This is a genomic window from Pseudosulfitobacter sp. DSM 107133 (assembly GCF_022788695.1).
GTDB lineage: Bacteria > Pseudomonadota > Alphaproteobacteria > Rhodobacterales > Rhodobacteraceae > Pseudosulfitobacter.
In genome coordinates, this window is the sequence record NZ_CP085154.1 from 2,110,142 (window position 1) to 2,131,091 (window position 20,950).

The following is a 20,950-nucleotide window of genomic DNA, read 5'->3' on the forward strand; positions in this document are numbered from 1 at the left end:
TCCCTTGCCCCTGCACTATCTCTGGCTGGTCATCGCCATCGTCACCGAAACCCTCGGCACCACGGCGTTGCAAGCCTCGCAACAATTTTCGCGGTTCTGGCCGTCGGTGGCGGTCGTGGTGTTCTATGGCCTGTCGTTCTATTTCATGGCGCTGGCGCTCAAGGTGATGCCGGTGGGCATTGTCTATGCCATCTGGTCGGGTCTGGGGATCGTGCTGATCGCGGGCATCGGTTTTGTCCTGTTCAACCAGCGGCTGGACCTGCCTGCGGTGGCGGGTCTGTGCCTGATCATAGCCGGAATTCTGGTGATCCACCTGTTTTCGAACAGCGCCCAGCACTGAAAACCCCGCAGCTTTGCGGCAACTATCGGCGTCAAAGGGCGTTATAACCCTTTTTCACTGGTCTTTGCTGCACCCGCACGGTATGCGCGCGGCAACTTACCCTTAAAGGCTGAACCCATGGAACTGCGCAACATCGCAATCATCGCCCACGTTGACCACGGCAAAACAACATTGGTCGACGAATTGCTGAAACAATCGGGCACCTACCGCGAAAATCAGGCGACCACCGAACGCGCCATGGACAGCAACGATCTGGAACGCGAACGCGGTATCACGATCTTTGCCAAACCCACGTCGGTGGAATGGAAAGGCACGCGGATCAACATCGTTGACACCCCCGGCCACGCCGATTTTGGCGGCGAAGTGGAACGTATCCTGTCGATGGTCGACGGCGTTGTGCTGCTGGTGGATGCCGCCGAAGGCCCGATGCCGCAAACCAAATTCGTGACATCGAAAGCGTTGAAGCTGGGCCTGCGCCCCATCGTTGTGGTCAACAAGGTCGACAAGGCCGACGGCGAACCCGACCGCGCGCTGGACGAATGCTTTGACTTGTTCGCCAACCTTGACGCCACCGACGAACAGCTGGACTTCCCGACCATGTACGCCTCGGGGCGCAACGGCTGGGCCGATATGGAACTGGACGGCCCGCGCAAGGGTCTGGACGCCCTGTTCGACCTGATCCTCAGCCACGTACCCGCTCCGGCGCAGGTGGCCAATGCCAACCAACCCTTCAGCATGCTGGCCACCACACTGGGCGGCGATCCCTTCCTGGGCCGTCTGCTGACCGGCCGTGTTGAATCCGGCACCGTCAAGGCAGGTCAGACCATCAAAGCCATGTCGCGCGACGGCAAGCTGATCGAAAACTTCCGCTGCACCAAGATCCTGGCCTTCCGCGGTCTGGACCAGACCGCCATCGACGTGGCCGAAGCCGGTGACATCGTGTCGATCGCGGGCATGACCAAGGCAACTGTGGCCGACACGCTGGCCGATGCTTCGGTCGTTGACGCGATCCCGGCCCAGCCCATCGACCCGCCCACCATCACCGTCACCTTCGGCATCAACGACAGCCCGCTGGCAGGCCGTGACGGCAAGAAAGTGCAAAGCCGCGTCATCCGTGACCGCCTGCACAAGGAAGCCGAAAGCAACGTCGCCATCAAGATCAGCGACACCCCCGGCGGCGAAGCCTTTGAAGTTGCGGGCCGTGGCGAATTGCAAATGGGCGTTCTGATCGAGAACATGCGCCGCGAAGGATTCGAGCTGTCGATCTCGCGTCCACAGGTTCTGTTCCAGGACATCGACGGCGTGCGTCATGAACCCATCGAAGAAGCCACCATCGACGTGGATGATGAATATTCGGGCGCCGTCATCGAAAAGATCACCGGCGCGCGCAAGGGCGAGCTGGTCGAGATGAAGCCCGCAGGCGCCGGCAAGACACGCATCGTGGCCCATGTGCCATCGCGCGGGCTGATCGGCTATCATGGCGAATTCCTGACCGACACGCGCGGCACCGGCGTTCTGAACCGTGTGTTCCACAGCTGGGCACCGCACAAGGGCGTTATCCCGGGCCGTCGCGCGGGCGTTCTGATCTCGATGGAAAACGGGGTTTCCGTGTCCTATGCCCTGTGGAAACTGGAAGACCGCGGCAAGTTCTTTATCGGCGCGCAGGAAGCCGTGTACACTGGCATGATCATCGGTGAGCACAGCCGAGAAAACGATCTGGAAGTGAACCCGCTGAAGGGCAAACAGCTGACCAACGTGCGCGCATCGGGCACCGATGAAGCCGTGCGCCTGACCACGCCGATCACGCTCTCGCTGGAAGAGGCGATTGCCTATATCGACGATGACGAACTGGTCGAAGTGACGCCCAACGCGATCCGTCTGCGCAAGCGGTATCTGGACCCGCACGAGCGCAAGCGGATGGCGAAATCGGCCTGATTTCGGCAGGATAAGATGTGAAAAAGGCGCCCTGATCGGGGCGCCTTTTTTGTTTTGCCCGGTGCGGGGGCGCTGCCCCCTTGGCCTGCGGCCAATTCACCCGGGATATTTTGGGCCAAAAGAAATGGCCGGTTACTCGCTGGTTTCGACGATCAGAAGCTCACGTTCCGATGCGCCACGGGCATGGGACAGCGCCTCTTGGTAGGCGTCCGAATGATAGCATTCCTCGGCCGCCTCGACCGAAGGGAAACGCGCGACGACGTTGCGCGGGCGCTCTTTGCCTTCAAGCTGCACGAAACGGCCACCGCGTGCGACAAAGGCACCGCCGTGGGCGGCGATGGCCGGGCCTGCCAGCTTGGCGTATTTTGCATAGGCTTCTTCGTCGGTGACGGTGACGTGGGCGATCCAAAGTGCGGGCATGTTATCCTCCGATGACGGCTTTTGCCGCTGTAATGGCTGCATCTGCATGTGTGGCATCCTTGGCGCCGCCCTGGGCCATGTCGGCACGGCCACCGCCGCCTTTGCCACCCAGTTCCGCGACAGTCGCCTTGACCAGATCCACGGCGCTGACGGTATCAACCTTGTCCTTGGTCACGCCGGCGGCGACGGCGACCTTGCCGCCATCATCCGCGATCAGCAGGATTGCGCCCGATCCGATACGCTCTTTGTGCGCGTCGATCAGGGCAGGCAGATCCTTGCCCGTCACGCCGGTCAGCACCTGCGCGAGGAAGGCCGTGCCGTTGACGTCTTCGGCCTGGGGCTCGGCCTTGCCGCCGCCGGACATCGCCAGTTCGCGGCGCAGCTGCGCCACTTCGTTGGCCAGCGCCTTGCGTTCGTCCATCAGGGCGCGCACGCGGTCGGGCACTTCGGCAGCGGGTACTTTCAATGCATCTGCGACCGCAGAAAGACGCGTGTCCTGCCCGCGCAGATAGGCAAGCGCCTCGGCACCGGTCAACGCCTCGATCCGGCGCACGCCTGCGCTGCTGGCGCTGTCGCCCAGGATCACGCAGGCACCGATGTCGCCGGTCTGGCGCACATGGGTGCCGCCGCACAGTTCGATCGAATAGGTCTGGCCGTCGCCGCCCTTGCCGGTATCCGCACGGCCCATCGAGACAACGCGCACCTCGTCGCCGTATTTCTCACCGAACAGTGCTTGCGCACCGATGGCGCGGGCGTCGTCGGGGGTCATGATGCGGGTTTCAACCGGAGCATTCTGACGGATAAAGGTGTTGATCTCGGCTTCGACCTGCGACAGCTCCTCGGCGCTCAGCGCCTTGGCGTGGCTGAAGTCGAACCGCAGCCGGTCCGCCGCATTGAGCGAGCCACGCTGCGCCACGTGATCCCCCAGCGCATTGCGCAGGGCCTCGTGCAGCAGGTGGGTCGCCGAGTGGTTGGCACGGATCGACGTGCGCCGCGCGTGATCCACTTCAAGAACGGCAGATTGGCCTTTGTTCAGGCTGCCTTTTTCGACAATGCCCATATGCGTGAAAACACCCGCTGTCTTGCGCGTGTCGGTGACACGTACGGTGCCGCTTTCCGTGCGGATCAGACCGGTGTCACCCACCTGCCCGCCGCTTTCGGCATAGAACGGTGTCTGGTTCAGCGCGATCTGCACCGTTTGTCCCTCGGCCGCGCTGTCGACCTGTGCACCGTCCTGCACCAGCGCCACGATCTGACCTTCGGCGGTTTCGGTGTCATAGCCCAGGAAATCGGTGGTGCCGGCGGTGTCGGCCACATCGAACCACACGGTGGCATCCGCCGCCTCACCGGAACCGGACCAGGCCGCACGGGCCTTGGCCTTTTGCTCGGCCATGGCGCTGTCGAACCCTTCGGTATCAACGCTGCGGCCCTTTTCGCGCAGGGCATCCTGGGTCAGGTCCAGCGGAAAGCCGAAGGTGTCGTAGAGCTTGAACGCCGCCGCACCGGGCAAGGCAGCCCCCTCGGCCAGACCGGTCAGCTCGTCATCCAGCAGTTTCAGACCACGCTCAAGCGTCTGCTTGAACCGGGTTTCTTCCAGTTCCAGCGTTTCGGTGATCAGAGCCTGCGCGCGCCCCAGTTCGGGGTAAGCCGCGCCCATCTGGCGGACCAGTGCGGGGACCAGTTTGTACATCATCGGGTCCTTGGCCCCAAGCAGATGCGCATGACGCATCGCCCGGCGCATGATCCGCCGCAGCACATAGCCGCGCCCGTCGTTCGATGGCATCACCCCATCGGCAATCAGGAAGGAGGTCGACCGCAAATGGTCCGCAATCACGCGATGGTGCGTCTTGCCCGGTCCGTCGGGATCGCTGTGCGACACATCGGCGCTGGCCTCGATCAGGCTGCGCATCAGGTCGGTATCATAGTTGTCGTGCTTGCCCTGCAACAACGCCCCGATCCGCTCCAGCCCCATGCCGGTGTCGATCGACTGCATGTCCAACGGCACCATCGAGCCGTCTTCGAACTGTTCGTTCTGCATGAAAACGACGTTCCAGATTTCGATGAAGCGGTCGCCGTCTTCTTCGGGCGATCCCGGAGGGCCGCCCCAGATGTGGTCACCGTGGTCATAGAAAATCTCGGTGCACGGACCGCAGGGACCGGTCGGACCCATCTGCCAGAAATTGTCGGAAGTGGTGATGCGAATGATGCGATCATCGGGCAGGCCTGCAATCTTTTTCCACAGGTTCGCGGCCTCGTCATCGGTGTGATAGACGGTAACCAACAACTTTTCCGCCGGAATTCCAAAACCTTTGGTCAGCAATTCCCAGGCATAGGTGATCGCTTCTTCCTTGAAATAGTTGCCAAAGCTGAAATTGCCCAGCATTTCAAAGAACGTGTGGTGGCGTGCGGTATAACCCACGTTATCCAGATCGTTGTGCTTGCCGCCGGCGCGCACGCATTTCTGCGCAGTGGTCGCGCGGTTGTAATCGCGGGTTTCAACGCCTGTGAAAAGGTTCTTGAACTGGACCATGCCCGAGTTCACAAACATCAACGTCGGGTCGTTGCGCGGAACCAGCGGACTGGAGGACACGATCTGGTGCCCCTGCTTTTCAAAATAGTTCAGAAATGTGGATCGTATGTCGTTCAGCGTGGGCATGTGGTGTGGGCCTTTTTTGGCGCGGAAGGTAGCTTTGCGATGGGATACCTGCCCATCTGGCCGCTGTCCACCATGCAAAGCGACACCCGAAACGCACAAGGCGCACCAATGTGGCGCGCCTTGAGAAAATCACAGGGTTACGCGCAGGTCATCCGTCCAGCACATCATCGCCGCCATCCCCAAAGGAAGCGCCGAAATCCAGTCCGTGCGCTGCGCGTATCTTGTCCTCGATCTCGATGGCGACAGAGGGATTGTCCTTGAGGAACTGTTTCGAATTCTCACGGCCCTGCCCCATGCGTTCATCCCCGTAGCTGAACCAGGAGCCGGATTTTTCGACGACACCCGCCTTGACCCCCAGATCCAGCAGCTCGCCCATTTTCGAGATGCCCTCGCCGTACATGATGTCAAACTCGACCTGTTTGAACGGCGCTGCCACCTTGTTCTTGACGACTTTGACGCGTGTGGCGTTGCCGACAACTTCGTCGCGGTCTTTCAACGATCCGATGCGACGGATATCAAGACGCACCGAAGAGTAGAATTTCAGCGCATTGCCGCCCGAGGTGGTTTCGGGCGAGCCGAACATAACGCCAATTTTCATACGGATCTGGTTGATGAAGATGACCATGCAGTTGCTGCGGCTGATCGAACCGGTCAACTTGCGCATGGCCTGGCTCATCAGGCGGGCCTGAACGCCAACGCTGCTGTCGCCCATATCGCCCTCAAGCTCCGACTTCGGCGTCAGCGCCGCAACCGAATCGACAACAACCATGTTGACCGCCCCCGAGCGCACCAGCGTATCGGTGATCTCAAGCGCCTGTTCGCCCGTGTCGGGCTGCGAAATCAGCAGTTCGTCAATATCCACGCCCAGTTTTTTGGCGTAATGCGGGTCAAGCGCGTGTTCGGCGTCGACAAAGGCGCAAACACCGCCGGCTTTTTGCTGCTCGGCAATACAATGCAGTGTCAACGTGGTCTTACCCGAGGATTCAGGGCCGTAAATTTCGATGATGCGGCCCATGGGCAAGCCGCCGATGCCCAGTGCAATGTCCAGGCCCAGCGATCCGGTTGAACTGGCGGTGATATCCTGGATGGCCCCTTCGGCACCCAGTTTCATGATCGAACCCTTGCCGAATTGCCGTTCAATCTGTGCCAACGCACTGTCCAGCGCCTTTTGTTTATCCGCTTGTTTCTTGTTGTCCATGGTCAATAGATCTGCCGTTGCCATTGTTATCGTCCCTTAGTGTCATACCCCGAAGGGGGCGGCAATCGCTGCCTGTGCTGCGCCGATGTTCCTATTGTGTTCTGTATGCGGACAAAATGAGAACATTTCAATCAAATTTTTGCTGTCCCACATTGAGGCAAAAATTGTTAAAGAGTGGTGAACGGTATAAAGTTCCAAAGAAATTTGCGAGGTCATTCACTTAAATGCTTGTTTTCTTTAAAGAACGTCTGGCCTTCCTTTCAGTCCCAAAAACCGGAACCACCGCATATGAAAGCGCGTTGCGTGTGCGCGCGGACATGTCGATATCCGAGCCTCCCATGCTGAAACACGCGCCAGTCTATCGCTACAACCGTTTCGTGCGGCCGATGTTTCTCAAGGTGTGTGACACCGAGCTTGAGCTGATGGCTGTGATGCGCCACCCCGTCAGTTGGCTGGGGTCGTGGTGGCGCTATCGTCAGCGACCGTTTATGGCGGGCAAGCCGAATGCGACCCACGGGATCAGTTTCGATGATTTTGTTCTGGCTTATATGAAAGGCAACAAGCCCGGGTTTGCCGATGTGGGCAGCCAGTTCAAGTTTCTCGAAGCGCAGCCAAACGGTGTCGGTGTAACCCACCTGTTTCGCTATGAAGATCAGCCGCGGTTGCAGGCGTTCTTATGTGCACGACTAGACGTATCGCTGAATCTTGCCCGCGAAAACGTGTCGCCTGAAATGCCCTTAAACCTCTCGCCCGAGGTTGAAAAACGGTTCCGGCGCAAGTTTTCCGATGAATTCGACCTTTACAACAGCATTGCCTGACCGAAGTCAGTGCAACTGTTTGTGAACCGTTTCCGTTAGTTCAACCAGTGAAAATGGTTTGGGCAGGAACACCGAATTCGGTATTGTTGCCTGATCGTCATTCAGCTTGTCCTCGGCATAGCCCGACACAAACACCACACGCACTTCGGGTCGCGTTTTCAAGGCTTCTCGCACCCAGCTAGGCCCATCCTTGCCCGGCATTACGACATCCGTGACAAACAGATCGACGTTCAAATCGGAATCTTCCAGTGTTTTCAATGCGGATTCGGCGCAATCCGCTTCCAGCACCGTGTACCCCCGCAACCGCAGGGCGCGGCTGGCAAAGGCACGGACCGGCGCCTCGTCTTCGACCAGCAAGATGACTCCATCGCCATGACTTGGGGTTGCAACCTCGCCGGGCAGCGCCATTTTTTGCACGGGCAAAGGGGCGCCATCCAAAACCGGGAACAGCAGCGAAAAACATGTGCCCTGCCCCTCAACGCTGTCCACAAAGATAAAACCGCCGGTCTGTTTGACAATGCCGTAGGCCGTCGACAAACCCAGCCCCGTGCCCTCGCCAGTGCGTTTTGTTGTAAAGAATGGTTCGAACACCTTTTGCAGCTTATCCGGTGCAATTCCGGTGCCCTGATCAACCACACGCACAGTGACGTAATTACCCACCGGCACGGTCACCCGGTCGCGCTGCATCGGTGTGGTCAGAGTGGTGCATTCCGTCTCAATTCGGATCTCGCCACCATCGGGCATCGCATCGCGTGCGTTTACCACCAGGTTCATCAGAACCTGTTCAAGCTGTCGTTTGTCAGCGCGGATCGCCTGCAACATCGGGTCGTGGCTGAGGGTCAGCGTCACCTTTTCGCCCACCAGACGGTTCAACAGATGCGTCAGATCGGAAAGCGTATCGCGCATGTCGAGCATTTCAGGGCGCAGCGTCTGTTTGCGTGAAAAGGCCAGCAATTGCCCCACCAAAGCTGCCGCGCGGTTTGCGTTCTGGTTGATTTGCACCAGATCACCATAATCCGAATCGCCCTGATCATGGCGCAACAACAGCAGATCGCAATGGCCCGAAATGGCTGTCAGCAGATTGTTGAAATCATGCGCGACACCGCCGGCCAACTGGCCAATCGCTTGCATTTTCTGGCTTTGTACGAATTGCGCTTCCAGCGTTTTCAGTTCTGTCGCATCCGTCAAAACCGCAATAACACTCGCCTCGCCATCCTCGGTGACGCGATGCAGGCTGACCTGCACGAACATTTCCTTGTCTGCGCGTTTCAGACGCAGAAATTCCGAATTTTGCACCGCCCGGCCGGCCAGTGTTTCGGCCAGCCAATCCGCAATCGGGCGCCCCAAACCTTCCATCAAAGAAGTCACATGCGCGCCGCTTTTCATGGCCTCGCCAACCAGGGTGGCCGCGGATGTGTTGTGTGCTTTGACATGGCCGTCGGATGCGATCAGTACCAGCGGCACCGGCAATGTTTCGAAAGCACCCCAACTGTCAGCGGGCACCTGGGCCGATTGCGCCATAGGTAACAGATACAACGCCCGACGTCCTGCGCCGCTTTCCACTTCGGTCACCGAACACCGCAACGTCCCGTTTTGAGTGGACAGTTCTGACACTTCTCCCGACACGGGTGCACCGTCCACGAACAACTGATCCAGCGTTTTGGCGCGATGGCCGATCAGGGCGCGTGCGCCGTCGTTCATAAACAGAATGGCCCCCGTGCGCCCGACCATGACCATCGGCAGGCCCGGCCCATCATGCCCTTTGGTGAGCGTGCGTTCGGTCACGGTCTCCATCCGCCACAAATATGTATCCGAGCCCATGAGGTGCACCGCCAGCCGGATGTGGTTCTTGCGTGTCGCAATATCCTCATGCGCGGCACCTTCTGCGTCCGCAGTGGTTTTCAAACGATAGATAATACCACCGGGATTGGCGAATGTGTCCCGCAGCAGGCCGGCCAGCGTTTCAACCTCGGCTTCGCCGTGATGCGCGCGTGCTGCCGCATTCATCGACAGAATGCGCCCGTCGCCATCGGTGACCATGCTCAGCGCCGCATCGTTTTCGATAAAATCGGACATTATGGCAAAAGCCATTGCGCGACGACGTTTCTGGCGGCTGTTGAATACATACATGAACCCTGACAAGACAAACAATGTCATTGCAAAAGTGACCAGCCCGATCTGCACCACCCCGACAGGCGCCATTGCGCCCATCATCCCCAGCAACACAGCCCCCATCGTCAAAGAACGCAGCCGCCGGGCGCCCAGTTCAGAAATACGCCCCAATGGCCCTTTTGTCAGTACGCTGCCCTGCAAAACTTCACCCTACTCTCGAATCGTTCCTGCGAGTTTCGCGCAGAAAGGATTAACTGCTGATTAATTGCAGCGAGATACGGGGAGCAAAAACCAGTGGGTGGTCACGCCTCTCCTTAGGGTTGTGTATTCTTAGCCTGGCTTTGGGTCAAGTGCGCGGTAAAGAACCCATCGCCTGCCGCGCTGATGTCCCAACGGTGCTGATAGCTGCATGACCACTCCGGATGGCGGGCCAGAAAGGCGGCAATCCGGTCTTCGTTTTCGCAATTCAGCACCGAACAGGTCACATAGACCAGCGTGCCATTCTGGGCCATATGCGCCATGGCCGTGTCCAGAATGTCGTCCTGAATTGCGTTCAATTCGTCCAGACGGTCCTGTGTCAGCGCCCATTTGCCTTCGGGGCTGCGCCGCCAGGCACCGCTGCCGGAACAGGGCGCATCACACAGGACAATGTCGAATTTCTCTTTCGCGGGCAGTTGATCCGGCGCAACAACGCGGATCTGCACTGCAGCGCGTTCAGCGCGGTCGGGAATATCTGCCATACGCCCCGGCGCAATGTCATGTGCCCAGACCGTAAAGCCGCGGGCTGCCAAGGCCAGCGCCTTGCCGCCGCCACCGGCGCAATAGTCCAGCGCACGGGAACCCTCGGGAATGGCATCGACAACCGCTTGACTGGCGGCGTCCTGCATCTCGATCCAGCCGTCGGAATAGGCCTGCGATTGACGCACGCGGCGCGGGTTGCTCAGGACGGTCAGCCCGGTGGGGCTGAGGCTGTTGGGCTCGGTCAGCACCTGTTCGCTTTCCAGCGCGGACACAACGTCGGCAACAGAACACTGACGGGTGTTCACGCGCAGCGTGATCGGCGCGCGGTCCTGCGCGATCAGGGCGGTGGCTTCGGCAGCGTCGCCCAAAGCGGCCTGCCATTGCGGCAACAGCCAGTCGGGCAGGTTCCAGCGGTCGCCGATTTCGCTCGGAGTTGCCCCGGCCTGTTGTTCCTCTTCGGTCAGGGGCGCAGGCGCGTGGCCCGCGTCGTCAAACAGTGCATCGATGTCCGCGCCTTCGGCACGCAGCCGTCCGATCATACGCGCGCGGCCGTCGTCACCGCCGCCCAGAACCGCATCGCTGCGCCATGTGCGCAGGGCGGCAAAGACCAGATCACGCACCGCAGCGCGGTCCTTGGACCCCGCAAAGCGGCTGCCCCGCGCCCATCGGGTCAGCGCCTGTTCGGCGGCCTGACCGGCCAGAATATCGTCGATGATCTCGATCGCCGCGGCGACCCGCGCACCGGGCGTCATGGGTGGCACCACAGGTTAAGAGTGTCGATCAAGATCATGAAATAAATATCCAATTTTTAGATTTCAGCACAACACCCCAACGGCATTGCTCGGGCGCTCCGACCCCTGCATGGGGTCGGCGCAGATGGTTAGCCCACGCGGTAGTTGGGGCTTTCGCGGGTGATCTGGACGTCGTGCACATGGCTTTCCGACAGACCCGCGTTGGTGATTTTGACGAACGAACAGTTCTTGCGCATCTCGGCCACGGTGGCGCAGCCGGTATATCCCATCGCCGCGCGCAGACCGCCCACCAGCTGGTGGATCACGGCGTTGGCGCTGCCTTTGTAGGGCACCTGACCTTCGATGCCCTCGGGCACCAGCTTGTCACTTGCCGCGTCCTTCTGGAAATAGCGGTCGGCCGAGCCGCGCGCCATGGCACCCAGCGACCCCATGCCGCGATAGCCTTTGAAGCTGCGGCCCTGGTACAGGATCACCTCGCCGGGGGATTCATCGGTGCCTGCGACCATGCTGCCGACCATCGCACAGGATGCACCTGCGGCAATCGCCTTGGCGAAATCGCCCGAGAACTTGATGCCACCGTCGGCAATGATCGGCACGTCGCCTGCGGCCGCCGCGCAATCCATGATGGCGGTCAGCTGCGGCACGCCGACACCGGCGACCATGCGCGTGGTGCAGATGGACCCGGGGCCGATGCCCACCTTGACCGCGTCGGCACCTGCATCGATCAGCGCGCGCACAGCGGCACCCGTGGCCACGTTGCCCGCCACGACCTGCACCTTGTTCGACAGTTGTTTGACCCGGCGCACTGCTTCGGCGACGCCTTCGGAATGTCCGTGTGCGGTGTCGATCACGATCATGTCGGCACCCGCATCAATCAGCGCCTCCGAGCGCTCAAATCCTGCATCGCCCACGGTGGTGGCCGCAGCCACGCGCAAGCGGCCCAACTCGTCCTTGCAGGCGGTGGGGTTCAGAACCGCCTGTTCGGTGTCCTTCAGCGTCAGCAGGCCGGTCAGCTTGCCCTTGCCGTCGGTCACTAGCAGCTTTTCGATACGGCGCGCCTTCATCAGGCTGATCGCCTCGTCGCGGTCGGCGGGTTCCTGAAGGATCGCCAGGTTTTCAGAGGTCATCATCACCCGCACCGGCGTGTTGTCATCGCTGGCAAAGCGCATGTCGCGGTTGGTCACGATCCCCACGACACGGCCTGTTTCGTCCACCACCGGAAAACCCGACACGCGGTAGCGTTCTTGCAAGTCCTTGGCATCTGCCAGGGTCTGATCGGCGCGCAGGGTGATCGGGTTGTAAACGATCCCGCTTTCAAAGCGTTTCACCCGCCGCACTTCCTGCGACTGGGCCTCGATGTCCAGATTGCGGTGGACCACGCCGATCCCGCCCGCCTGTGCCATGGCAATGGCCATCCGGCTTTCGGTCACTGTGTCCATTGCCGAGCTGAGCAGCGGAATGTTCATTGCAATCGACTGGGTCACCCAGGTGCGCGTGTCAGCGGTGCTGGGCAGCACGCTGGACGCCGCCGGAACCAGCAAAACATCATCAAAGGTAAGAGCCTCGCGAATCTCCATGTCACACCTCGCATCGGAGTTACGGTTGGCAATTTCCTATTTCATGGGATGGTCGGGAAGAAAAGGGCAAATGGCCGATTGCATGGCAGCTTTACCTGCGCAATCCTCTGGCCACCCCACCAGAAAGGAGCGGCTGCAATGGCCAATTCATACGACAGCGGACGGCTGGACCTGCCATTTGTCGGCATCTCGACCTTTGGCAAGCGCCCCTATCAGCCGGATTGGGACGCGCTGGAGGCCGATGTGGCGATTTTGGGTGCGCCTTTTGATGCAGGCACGCAATGGCGGGCCGGTGCGCGGTTCGGGCCGCGCGGCGTGCGCGAGGCATCGACGCTGTTCAGCTTTGGGCACGCAGGGGCCTATGACCACGAGGACGACGCGACCTACCTGCCCGCCTCGGTGCGCATCGTCGACATGGGGGACGCCGATATCATCCACACCGACACCGAAGGCAGCCATGCCAATATCGAGGCGGGGGTGCGCGCAGCACTCAAGGCGGGCGCCCTGCCCGTGGTGATCGGCGGCGATCATTCGGTGAACATCCCCTGCATCCGCGCCTTTGACGACCAGGGCGACATTCACGTCCTGCAAATCGACGCGCATCTGGATTTCGTCGATGAACGCCACGGCGTGCGCCACGGCCACGGCAACCCGATGCGCCGCGCTGCTGAACAATCCTATGTGACGGGGCTGACGCAGGTGGGCATCCGCAACGTGTCCTCCACCGCGCGTGAAGGCTACGCCGATGCGCGGGCGATGGGGTCTGACATCATTTCGGTGCGCCAGGCCCGCAAGATGGGCACGCAGGCGCTGCTGGCGCGGATACCGCTGGGCGCGCGGATTTACATCACGCTGGATATCGACGCCTTTTGCCCGTCGATTGCACCCGGCACCGGCACGCCGAGCCATGGGGGGTTCCTGTATTACGAGGTGCTGGAACTGTTGCAGGGCGTGGCGCAGGGGCACGAGATCGTGGGCATTGATCTGGTCGAGGTGGCACCGGATTACGACCCCACGGGATCAACCACGGTGCTGGCGGCACAGGTGCTGTTGAACCTGCTGGGTTTCATTTTCTATGCACGTGGGATGGAATAACCCAAAAGCTCCAAGGCCCCGGCCCAAGGCAGCATGCACAACAGGCAGCGCCCAGCCGCAGTCGCGCCCTGAGCATTCAGTGGTCAATCCCCTCAGGCGCGCCCAAATGACGCCATCAACCCCGATTTTGCCGCTCTCTACCTTTCGCTTCCCTGCCAAACCCCTATGTTCGCGACAACAGACAGGCAAGGCACGTTCATGAATACCGATCCCTCCCAAGACCCCCTCGTCGTTTTCACCCCCTCGGGCAAGCGCGGACGCTTTCCCAAAGGCACCCCGATCCTGACCGCCGCACGCCAGCTGGGCGTCGATCTGGACAGCGTCTGTGGCGGGCGCGGCATTTGCAGCAAATGCCAGATCAGCCCCGGTTACGGCCAGTTCTCGAAACACGGAGTCACCGTGCAGGCCGACGCGCTCAGCGAATGGAACAGCGTCGAGGAACGCTATAAATCCAAACGTGGCATGCTGGATGGCCGCCGTCTGGGCTGTCAGGCCATGGTGCAGGGCGACGTGGTGATCGACGTGCCGCCCGAAAGCCAGGTCCACAAGCAGGTGGTGCGCAAACGCGCCGAGGCGCGCGACATCACCATGAACCCGTCGACCAAACTGTATTATGTCGAGGTCCGCCAACCCGACATGCACGACCCCTCGGGCGATCTGGAACGGCTGCGCGACGCCCTGCGCGAGCAATGGGCGCTGGAAAACATCCACGCCGACCTGCACATTCTGCAAACAATGCAGCCGGTGCTGCGCAAGGGCGACTGGAAAGTCACCGTCGCCGTGCATCTGGGCGACCGCGAGAACGCGCCGCGTATCATGCACATCTGGCCCGGCTATTACGAAGGTTCGGTTTACGGGCTGGCCGTCGATCTGGGCTCGACCACCATCGCGGCCCACCTGTGCGACCTGCAATCGGGGCTTGTTGTGGCCTCGTCGGGCATCATGAACCCGCAGATCCGCTTTGGCGAAGATCTGATGAGCCGTGTCAGCTATTCGATGATGAACGCCAATGGCGCGCAGGAAATGACAAGTGCGGTGCGCGAGGGCATGAACGCCCTGTTCACCCAGATCAGCATCGAGGCGCATATCGACAAGGCGCTGATCGTGGATGCGGTGTTTGTCTGCAACCCTGTGATGCACCACCTGTTTCTGGGCATTGATCCGTTTGAACTGGGCCAGGCCCCCTTTGCGCTGGCCACCTCGAACGCTTTGCGGATGCGCGCGGATGATTTGCACCTGAACATCCACCCCTCGGCGCGGGTCTATCTGTTGCCCTGTATCGCGGGCCATGTCGGGGCCGATGCGGCCGCCGTCGCCCTGTCCGAGGCCCCTGACAAATCCGAAGACCTTGTTCTGGTTGTCGACGTCGGCACCAACGCCGAAATCCTGCTGGGCAACCGCGAAAAAGTGCTGGCGTGCTCGTCGCCCACCGGCCCCGCCTTTGAAGGCGCGCAAATCAGCAGTGGCCAGCGTGCCGCCCCCGGTGCCATCGAACGGGTCGAGATCGACCCTGTCACAAAGGAACCCCGCTTTCGCGTCATCGGCTGCGATCTGTGGTCGGACGAAGAGGGCTTTGACGCCGAGATTGCAGGCTCGGGTGTGACCGGCATTTGCGGTTCGGGCATCATCGAGATGGTCGCCGAAATGCGCATGGCCGGGATCGTCGATGCCCCCGGCCTGATCGGCGCCCCCGAACAAACCGGCACCGAGCGCTGTTTTCTAGACGGGCGCACCTATTCCTATCTGGTCTATGACGCCACCGACCGTGGCGGGCCGCGCATCACCGTGACCAACCGTGACATCCGCGAGATCCAGATGGCCAAGGCGGCGCTCTATTCCGGCGCGCGCCTGCTGATGGACAAATTCGGCGTCGACAAGGTGGACCGCATCGTGCTGGCCGGCGCGTTCGGCGCGCATATCTCGCCCAAACATGCCATGGTGCTGGGCATGATCCCCGACGCACCGCTGGACAAGGTCACCTCGGCCGGCAACGCCGCGGGCACCGGCGCGCGCATCGCGCTGCTGAACCGCGAGGCCCGCATGGAGATCGAGGAAACCGTGCGCGCGATCCACAAGGTCGAAACCGCGATCGAGCCGCGCTTTCAGGAGCATTTCGTGAACGCCAGCGCGATCCCCAACTCGGTCGAACCCTTCCCGATCCTGAATTCCATCGTCACCCTGCCCACGGCCACCTTCAACACCGGCGGTGGCGACAAGGCCGAGGGCGGGCGCCGGCGCCGCAGACGCGAATGAGCGACAACACCGATCAGGCAACGTTCTGGGCGTCAGAGGCCGGGCACAAATGGGTAAAGTACCAGCGCGGGCTGGATCTGGTGATGGCACCTGTTCTGGATGTTGTGCTGGAACACGCCGCCTTGCAGACGGGCGAAACCGTGCTGGACATCGGCTGTGGCACGGGGGCGGCCACCCTGCGCGCCGCGCAGGCGGTCGGGCCGCAGGGCGCTGTCTTTGGCTATGACATTTCGCCGGTGCTGCTGGATCTGGCCGCCACACGCACCGCCGATTTGCCCAATGTGACGCTGACCGAGGCCGACGCACAAACCCATATCTTTCCCCAAGGCGCAGCCGATGCCCTGATCTCGCGCTTTGGGGTGATGTTCTTTGCCGATACAACGGCGGCTTTTGCCAACCTCGCCCACGCCCTGCGCCCCGGCGGGCGCATGGTGATGGCCGCCTGGGGCCCGGCCCACCTGAACCCGTGGTTCATGGACCCCGCCCGCGTCGCCCGCGAACGTCTGGGCACCCCGGCCAAGGTCGACCGCACCCTGCCCGGCCCCTTTGCCTTTGAAGATGCCAACCGCGTGACGCAGCTGCTGCACGCGGCCCGGCTGGATGTCACCGTGACGCCGGTCGACCTGCATCTGGGCGCTTTGGAAACGCTGGACGATCTGGCCGCGCAAAGCTGCCACATCGGCCCCGCCTCTGGCATCATGCGCGAATTCAACGCCACCGATGCTGACCGCAAGGCGATCCGTAACGGCATTGCGCAGGCCTTTGCCGCCTATGACACCGACAGCGGCGTGCGCGTGCCCGCACGCATCAACCTGATCACCGCGCGCAGCTGATCCGCCATCGCCACGCATTATCAACAGCCAATACACCAACCTTCAACAAATCACGATTGACGCCCCTCGGGCCAGCCGCTATCTCTCCAGCCTGCGGCGGGTATGGTGAAAAGGTATCACGGCAGCTTCCCAAGCTTTAGTTACGAGTTCGATTCTCGTTACCCGCTCCAGTCTTCCATCATGAACGAGATTTCACGCGGCGCGACATACACCTGCGCTGGCATTTCAATTGCGCAATCCGTGTTTGCCCACGCCAGCTAAAAGGGCCAGCGCATCCAGCACCGGCCCCTAAATCTGACCCAGGCAGGCTCAGCTTACTTCATCAAGATCTCGCCAAACTCTTCGCGCAGGTTGCGTTTCAGCACCTTGCCCGTGGCATTGCGCGGCAGCACATCGGTAAACACCACACGGTCGGGAATTTGCCATTTGGCGATTTTGTCGTCAAAGATCGCCAGCACTTCCGCCTCGGTCGGCTCCTGCCCTTCGGCCTTGACCGCAATCAGTACGGGGCGTTCATCCCATTTCTCGTGACGCGCACCGATCACCGCAGCATCGGCCAGCTTGGGGTGCGCAATCGCGATGTTTTCCAGATCAACCGAGCTGATCCATTCGCCCCCCGACTTGATGATATCCTTGGAACGGTCCTTGATGCTCAGATAGCCGTCAGGATCAATCGTGGCCACATCGCCGGTGTCGAACCAGCCGTTTGTCAGCGTCTCCTCGGTGGATTTGCGGAAATAGCTGTCCAGAATCCAGTGCCCGCGCACATGCAGATCGCCCTGCGCGGTGCCATCGTTGGGCAGCTCCTTGCCATCTTCATCCACGATCTTCAGCTCGACCCCGAACGGCGGACGCCCCTGATTTTCGCGCAGCTTGTGGCGGGCCTCATCGCTCAGCGCGTCGTGTTTGGACAGCAGCTGGTTGACCGACCCCAACGGCGACATTTCCGTCATGCCCCAGGCGTGAATGGTCTCGACGCCAAAATTCTCGCGGAAGGCGGTGATCATCGACGGCGGACAGGCCGAACCGCCAATCACGGTGCGTTCCAGCGTCGCCAGCTTGCTGCCCGATTTCAGCGCCTCGTTCACCAGTCCCAGCCAGATCGTCGGCACGCCCAAAGCGACCGAAACCTTGTAGTCGTCAATCAGCTTGACCAGCGACACCCCGTCCAGCCCCGGCCCCGGCAACACCATCGACGCCCCCGTCATCGCACAGGCATAGGGCGTGCCCCATGCATTGACGTGGAACATCGGCACCACGGGCAGCACCCGTTTGGTGGCCGACAGGTCCAGACTGTCAGGAAGTGCGGCCACAAGGCTGTGCAACACGGTCGAGCGGTGCGAATACAAAACGCCCTTGGGATTGCCGGTGGTGCCCGAGGTGTAGCACAGCGACGAAGCGGTGTTTTCATCCAGGTCGGGCCAGTCAAAACCGGCATCCCCCGTGGCAACCAGCTCGTCATAGAATTGCAAACCTTCGATGGCGGCGGCGGCCTCGTCGTCGCGGCCTTCCATCAACACCACATGTTTCAGGTTCGGGCATTTGTCACGGATTGCAGCAACAAGCGGCACGAATGTCTTATCAATAAACAGCACCTGATCGTCGGCGTGGTTGATGATATACACCAGTTGTTCGGGGAACAGACGCGGGTTGATCGTGTGACAGACAAAACCCGCCCCCGATACACCAAAGTAGATCTCAAGGTGACGGCGGTTGTTCCATGCGATCGTACCGCAGCGCGCCTGCGGCTCAAGCCCCAGTTTGGTCAGCGCATCGCCCAGACGGCGCGCGTTGGCGCCAACTTCGCGCCAGCTTGTGGTTTCGACGCCGCCCGCAGTCTCGACCGAGACAATCTCTGTGTCGCCATGGTAGCGTGCGGCGTGGTCCACCAGCGAAGAAATCGTCAAGGGGGCAGTCATCATTTGGCCAAGCATCAGCACATTCTCCATAGAATACAGAGGCGCGCCGCCTGACCATTGCCCTGCGTCCACAATCCTCCCTTGGTCCCGAGTTTGCCAAGGGTCAGCAGGGCTTGCAAGCGCGGTTGCACAGATTTACGCATCGTCAAATGGATATACCTTACCACAGTCAACTGGATGCAGACCAACAAACCGCGCTTGGCATCATCCCCGCCGCCCCTCTGGCCGTGGCCGACCGCGTGCACCACGACGATCTGGACACGCTGAACCACGTCAACAACACCCGCTATTTCGTCTGGTTCGAACGGCTGCGCATCCGGCACATGCGCATGTACGGCATCGGCAATCTGAACGACCCCGACAGCCCGCGCATCGTCATCCGCTCGGGCGAGGTGCGTTTTATCGAGGAAATCCGGGCCGATACCGATTATGTCATTACCACCACATGCAGTGCGCTGCGCACCACGTCGATGACATTGGAACAGGCAATCTGGGCCGAAGGGCGCAAGCGTGCGACGTTCAGCTGCGTGATGGTGCTGCTGACGCAGGACGGGTCTGAGCGGATGCCAATTCCGCAGCAAATCCGGCAGCGCCTGATCGCGGATGGCGCGCGGGAAACCTGAATCCCCCGCTTCTCTGGTTCAATAAATCCCCGCCGGAGGCCGCGATTTCCGCAAGGAAATTGCAAAAATCGCCTGTGCCGACAGGCACTCCGCTTAACTGCGATACCGATGCACAAAGTCCACCAACCCGCGCGTTGATCCATCCTTGCCCTCGGCACTCTCGCGCCCCTCGACCACCGGTTGCAAGGCTGTTGCCAGCTCTTTGCCCAACTCGACCCCCCATTGGTCATAAGAGTTGATGCCCAAAATCACCCCCTCGACAAACACCCGGTGTTCATAGAGCGCCACGATCATCCCCAATGTTTCGGGGTCCAGCAGCGGATAGACCAGTGTCACCGAGGGACGGTTGCCCGCAAACACACGGTGCGCAGCCTGACGTTCCAGCTCGGCCCCTTCGTATCTGTCCGCCACACTGGCCCGCGCCGCGTCAAGCGACCGGCCCCGCATCAGCGCCTCGGATTGCGCCAGACAGTTGGCCACCAACAGATCGTGGTGGTGGCGCAGATCGGGTTCGTGCCCCTGGGCCGCAACCATGAATTCGCAAGGGATCACATCGGTGCCCTGATGGATCAGCTGATAGAACGCATGTTGCCCGTTGGTGCCCGCGGCCCCCCAGACAACGGGGCCGGTTTCAACCATGGCCGGCCGGCCGTCCATCGTGACCGACTTGCCGTTGCTTTCCATTTCCAGCTGCTGGAAATAGGCCGGCAACAGCGCCAGCCGCTGGTCATATGGCAGCACCGCGCGGGTGCCATAGCCCAGAACCTGACGGTGCCACATGCCCACCAGCGCATGCATCAATGGCATGTTTTCCACGCCTTCTGCCGCACAGAAATGCCGGTCCATCGCCTGCCCGCCGCGCAGGAAGGCGTCAAAGGCTTTCGGCCCCACGGCGATCATCACGCTTAGGCCAATCGGCCCCCACATCGAATAGCGCCCGCCAACCCAGTCCTCGAACCCGAACACGCGTTCGGCCGGAATTCCGAACGCGGCGGTTTTTTCCAGACTTGTGGACACAGCCGCAAACTGCGCTTTCGGATCGCCGCCGTGGTCATGCATCCACGCGCGCGCGGTGCGGGCGTTGGTCATGGTTTCAATGGTGGTAAATGTTTTTGACGCGACAATCACCAGCGTCGTCTTTGCATCCAAACCGCCCAGCGTGTCGGCAATATGCGCACCATCCACGTTGGACACAAAATGAACCTGCGGCCCGTCATAATAGGGGGACAAGGCCCGTGCAGCCATGGCAGGCCCAAGGTCCGAACCGCCGATGCCGATATTCACCACATCCGTGATACCCGAGGCACGTACAGCATCCGCATAGGCCCGCATCCGCGCCAGCGTGTCCAGAACGCCGGGCATCACATCAGCGCCATCCACCATGACAGCGCCGCCATCAAGATTGCGCAACGCCGTGTGCAGCACTGCCCGCCCCTCGGTTTCGTTGATCGCCGCCCCCGCAAACATCGCGTCGCGTTTTGCCTGCCAGCCTGCGGCTTCGGCCAGCGCCAGCAGGGCATCACGGCTTTCATCATCCAGATTGGTCTTGGAGTAGTCCAGACGCATGTCACCCGTCTGTACGCTGAAATCCTCAGCGCGGTTCGGGTTGGTTTCAAACAGGTCAAGCATATGCCGCCCGGCCACGGCTGCGGCTTTGGCCTTCAAATCAGTCCACATG

The 20,950-nt window shown here is 61.1% G+C and carries 17 protein-coding genes and 1 tRNA gene; 9 read left to right on the top strand and 9 right to left on the bottom strand.

Features of this window, described 5'->3' with window-relative positions; translation table 11 throughout:
* The first annotated feature begins 10 nt into the window (after positions 1 to 10).
* Positions 11 to 340 (top strand): multidrug efflux SMR transporter, encoded by a 330-nt coding sequence (locus tag DSM107133_RS10410; RefSeq protein WP_114295598.1) that lies wholly within the window; start codon positions 11 to 13, stop codon positions 338 to 340.
* 117 nt (positions 341 to 457) lie between these two features.
* Positions 458 to 2,275 carry a translational GTPase TypA gene (gene typA, locus DSM107133_RS10415; RefSeq protein WP_114295405.1) on the top strand — a complete coding sequence of 606 codons (1,818 nt, stop codon included), beginning with the start codon at positions 458 to 460 and terminating at the stop codon, positions 2,273 to 2,275.
* Between the two features lie 132 nt (positions 2,276 to 2,407).
* Here the strand turns inward: typA and DSM107133_RS10420 are convergent, their stop codons facing one another.
* From DSM107133_RS10420 to DSM107133_RS10435, 4 genes are all read right to left on the bottom strand, one after another.
* A complete protein-coding gene (locus DSM107133_RS10420) occupies positions 2,408 to 2,695 on the bottom strand; it encodes a DUF1330 domain-containing protein (protein ID WP_028956638.1) in 288 nt (95 codons plus the stop codon).
* Between the two features lies 1 nt (position 2,696).
* Entirely contained in the window at positions 2,697 to 5,351 is a 2,655-nt protein-coding gene (gene alaS / locus DSM107133_RS10425; RefSeq protein WP_114295406.1) for an alanine--tRNA ligase, read from the bottom strand.
* Positions 5,352 to 5,499: 148 nt separating this feature from the next.
* Positions 5,500 to 6,573 (bottom strand): recombinase RecA, encoded by a 1,074-nt coding sequence (gene recA, locus DSM107133_RS10430; protein ID WP_114295407.1) that lies wholly within the window; start codon positions 6,571 to 6,573, stop codon positions 5,500 to 5,502.
* An 18-nt stretch (positions 6,574 to 6,591) separates the two neighbouring features.
* Positions 6,592 to 6,765 (bottom strand): hypothetical protein, encoded by a 174-nt coding sequence (locus DSM107133_RS10435; protein WP_162792164.1) that lies wholly within the window; start codon positions 6,763 to 6,765, stop codon positions 6,592 to 6,594.
* An 8-nt stretch (positions 6,766 to 6,773) separates the two neighbouring features.
* Here DSM107133_RS10435 and DSM107133_RS10440 point away from each other — a divergent pair, with 8 nt between their 5' ends.
* Complete coding sequence (locus tag DSM107133_RS10440) at positions 6,774 to 7,367, top strand: gamma-glutamyl kinase (RefSeq protein WP_114295408.1); 594 nt, start codon at positions 6,774 to 6,776, stop codon at positions 7,365 to 7,367.
* Between the two features lie 6 nt (positions 7,368 to 7,373).
* Here DSM107133_RS10440 and DSM107133_RS10445 read toward each other — a convergent pair whose 3' ends face one another.
* Positions 7,374 to 9,443, bottom strand: a complete 2,070-nt coding sequence (locus tag DSM107133_RS10445) for an ATP-binding protein (RefSeq protein ID WP_240310688.1) — start codon at positions 9,441 to 9,443, stop codon at positions 7,374 to 7,376.
* Between the two features lies 1 nt (position 9,444).
* On the opposite strand from DSM107133_RS10445, the gene DSM107133_RS10450 reads away from it, so the two are divergent.
* Positions 9,445 to 9,744 carry a hypothetical protein gene (locus DSM107133_RS10450; RefSeq protein WP_240310689.1) on the top strand — a complete coding sequence of 100 codons (300 nt, stop codon included), beginning with the start codon at positions 9,445 to 9,447 and terminating at the stop codon, positions 9,742 to 9,744.
* 49 nt (positions 9,745 to 9,793) lie between these two features.
* On the opposite strand, the gene DSM107133_RS10455 is transcribed toward DSM107133_RS10450, so the two are convergent.
* Together DSM107133_RS10455 and guaB are read right to left on the bottom strand one after the other, a co-directional pair.
* Positions 9,794 to 10,972, bottom strand: coding sequence for an RsmB/NOP family class I SAM-dependent RNA methyltransferase (locus DSM107133_RS10455; RefSeq protein ID WP_114295409.1), 1,179 nt, complete (start codon positions 10,970 to 10,972; stop codon positions 9,794 to 9,796).
* Positions 10,973 to 11,100: 128 nt separating this feature from the next.
* Positions 11,101 to 12,549: an IMP dehydrogenase gene (gene guaB, locus DSM107133_RS10460; RefSeq protein ID WP_114295410.1), complete on the bottom strand. Its 1,449-nt coding sequence runs from the start codon at positions 12,547 to 12,549 to the stop codon at positions 11,101 to 11,103.
* Between the two features lie 138 nt (positions 12,550 to 12,687).
* On the opposite strand from guaB, the gene speB reads away from it, so the two are divergent.
* From speB to DSM107133_RS10480, 4 genes are all read left to right on the top strand, one after another.
* Positions 12,688 to 13,644 carry an agmatinase gene (gene speB / locus DSM107133_RS10465; protein WP_114295411.1) on the top strand — a complete coding sequence of 319 codons (957 nt, stop codon included), beginning with the start codon at positions 12,688 to 12,690 and terminating at the stop codon, positions 13,642 to 13,644.
* 198 nt (positions 13,645 to 13,842) lie between these two features.
* Positions 13,843 to 15,897, top strand: a complete 2,055-nt coding sequence (locus tag DSM107133_RS10470) for an ASKHA domain-containing protein (RefSeq protein WP_114295412.1) — start codon at positions 13,843 to 13,845, stop codon at positions 15,895 to 15,897.
* On the top strand, positions 15,894 to 16,730 hold the full coding sequence (locus DSM107133_RS10475; RefSeq protein ID WP_114295413.1) for a class I SAM-dependent methyltransferase: 837 nt from the start codon (positions 15,894 to 15,896) through the stop codon (positions 16,728 to 16,730). The genes DSM107133_RS10470 and DSM107133_RS10475 overlap by 4 nt, the downstream gene beginning before the upstream one ends.
* 96 nt (positions 16,731 to 16,826) lie before the next feature.
* Positions 16,827 to 16,900, top strand: a tRNA-Gly gene (locus tag DSM107133_RS10480).
* 144 nt (positions 16,901 to 17,044) lie between these two features.
* Here DSM107133_RS10480 and DSM107133_RS10485 read toward each other — a convergent pair.
* Positions 17,045 to 18,664, bottom strand: a complete 1,620-nt coding sequence (locus DSM107133_RS10485; protein ID WP_114295600.1) for a long-chain-fatty-acid--CoA ligase — start codon at positions 18,662 to 18,664, stop codon at positions 17,045 to 17,047.
* Positions 18,665 to 18,798: 134 nt separating this feature from the next.
* Between DSM107133_RS10485 and DSM107133_RS10490 the strand changes: the two genes are divergently transcribed.
* On the top strand, positions 18,799 to 19,272 hold the full coding sequence (locus DSM107133_RS10490; RefSeq protein ID WP_114295414.1) for a thioesterase family protein: 474 nt from the start codon (positions 18,799 to 18,801) through the stop codon (positions 19,270 to 19,272).
* A 93-nt stretch (positions 19,273 to 19,365) separates the two neighbouring features.
* Here the strand turns inward: DSM107133_RS10490 and pgi are convergent, their stop codons facing one another.
* Complete coding sequence (pgi, locus tag DSM107133_RS10495; protein WP_114295415.1) at positions 19,366 to 20,949, bottom strand: glucose-6-phosphate isomerase; 1,584 nt, start codon at positions 20,947 to 20,949, stop codon at positions 19,366 to 19,368.
* Position 20,950 lies beyond the last annotated feature (1 nt).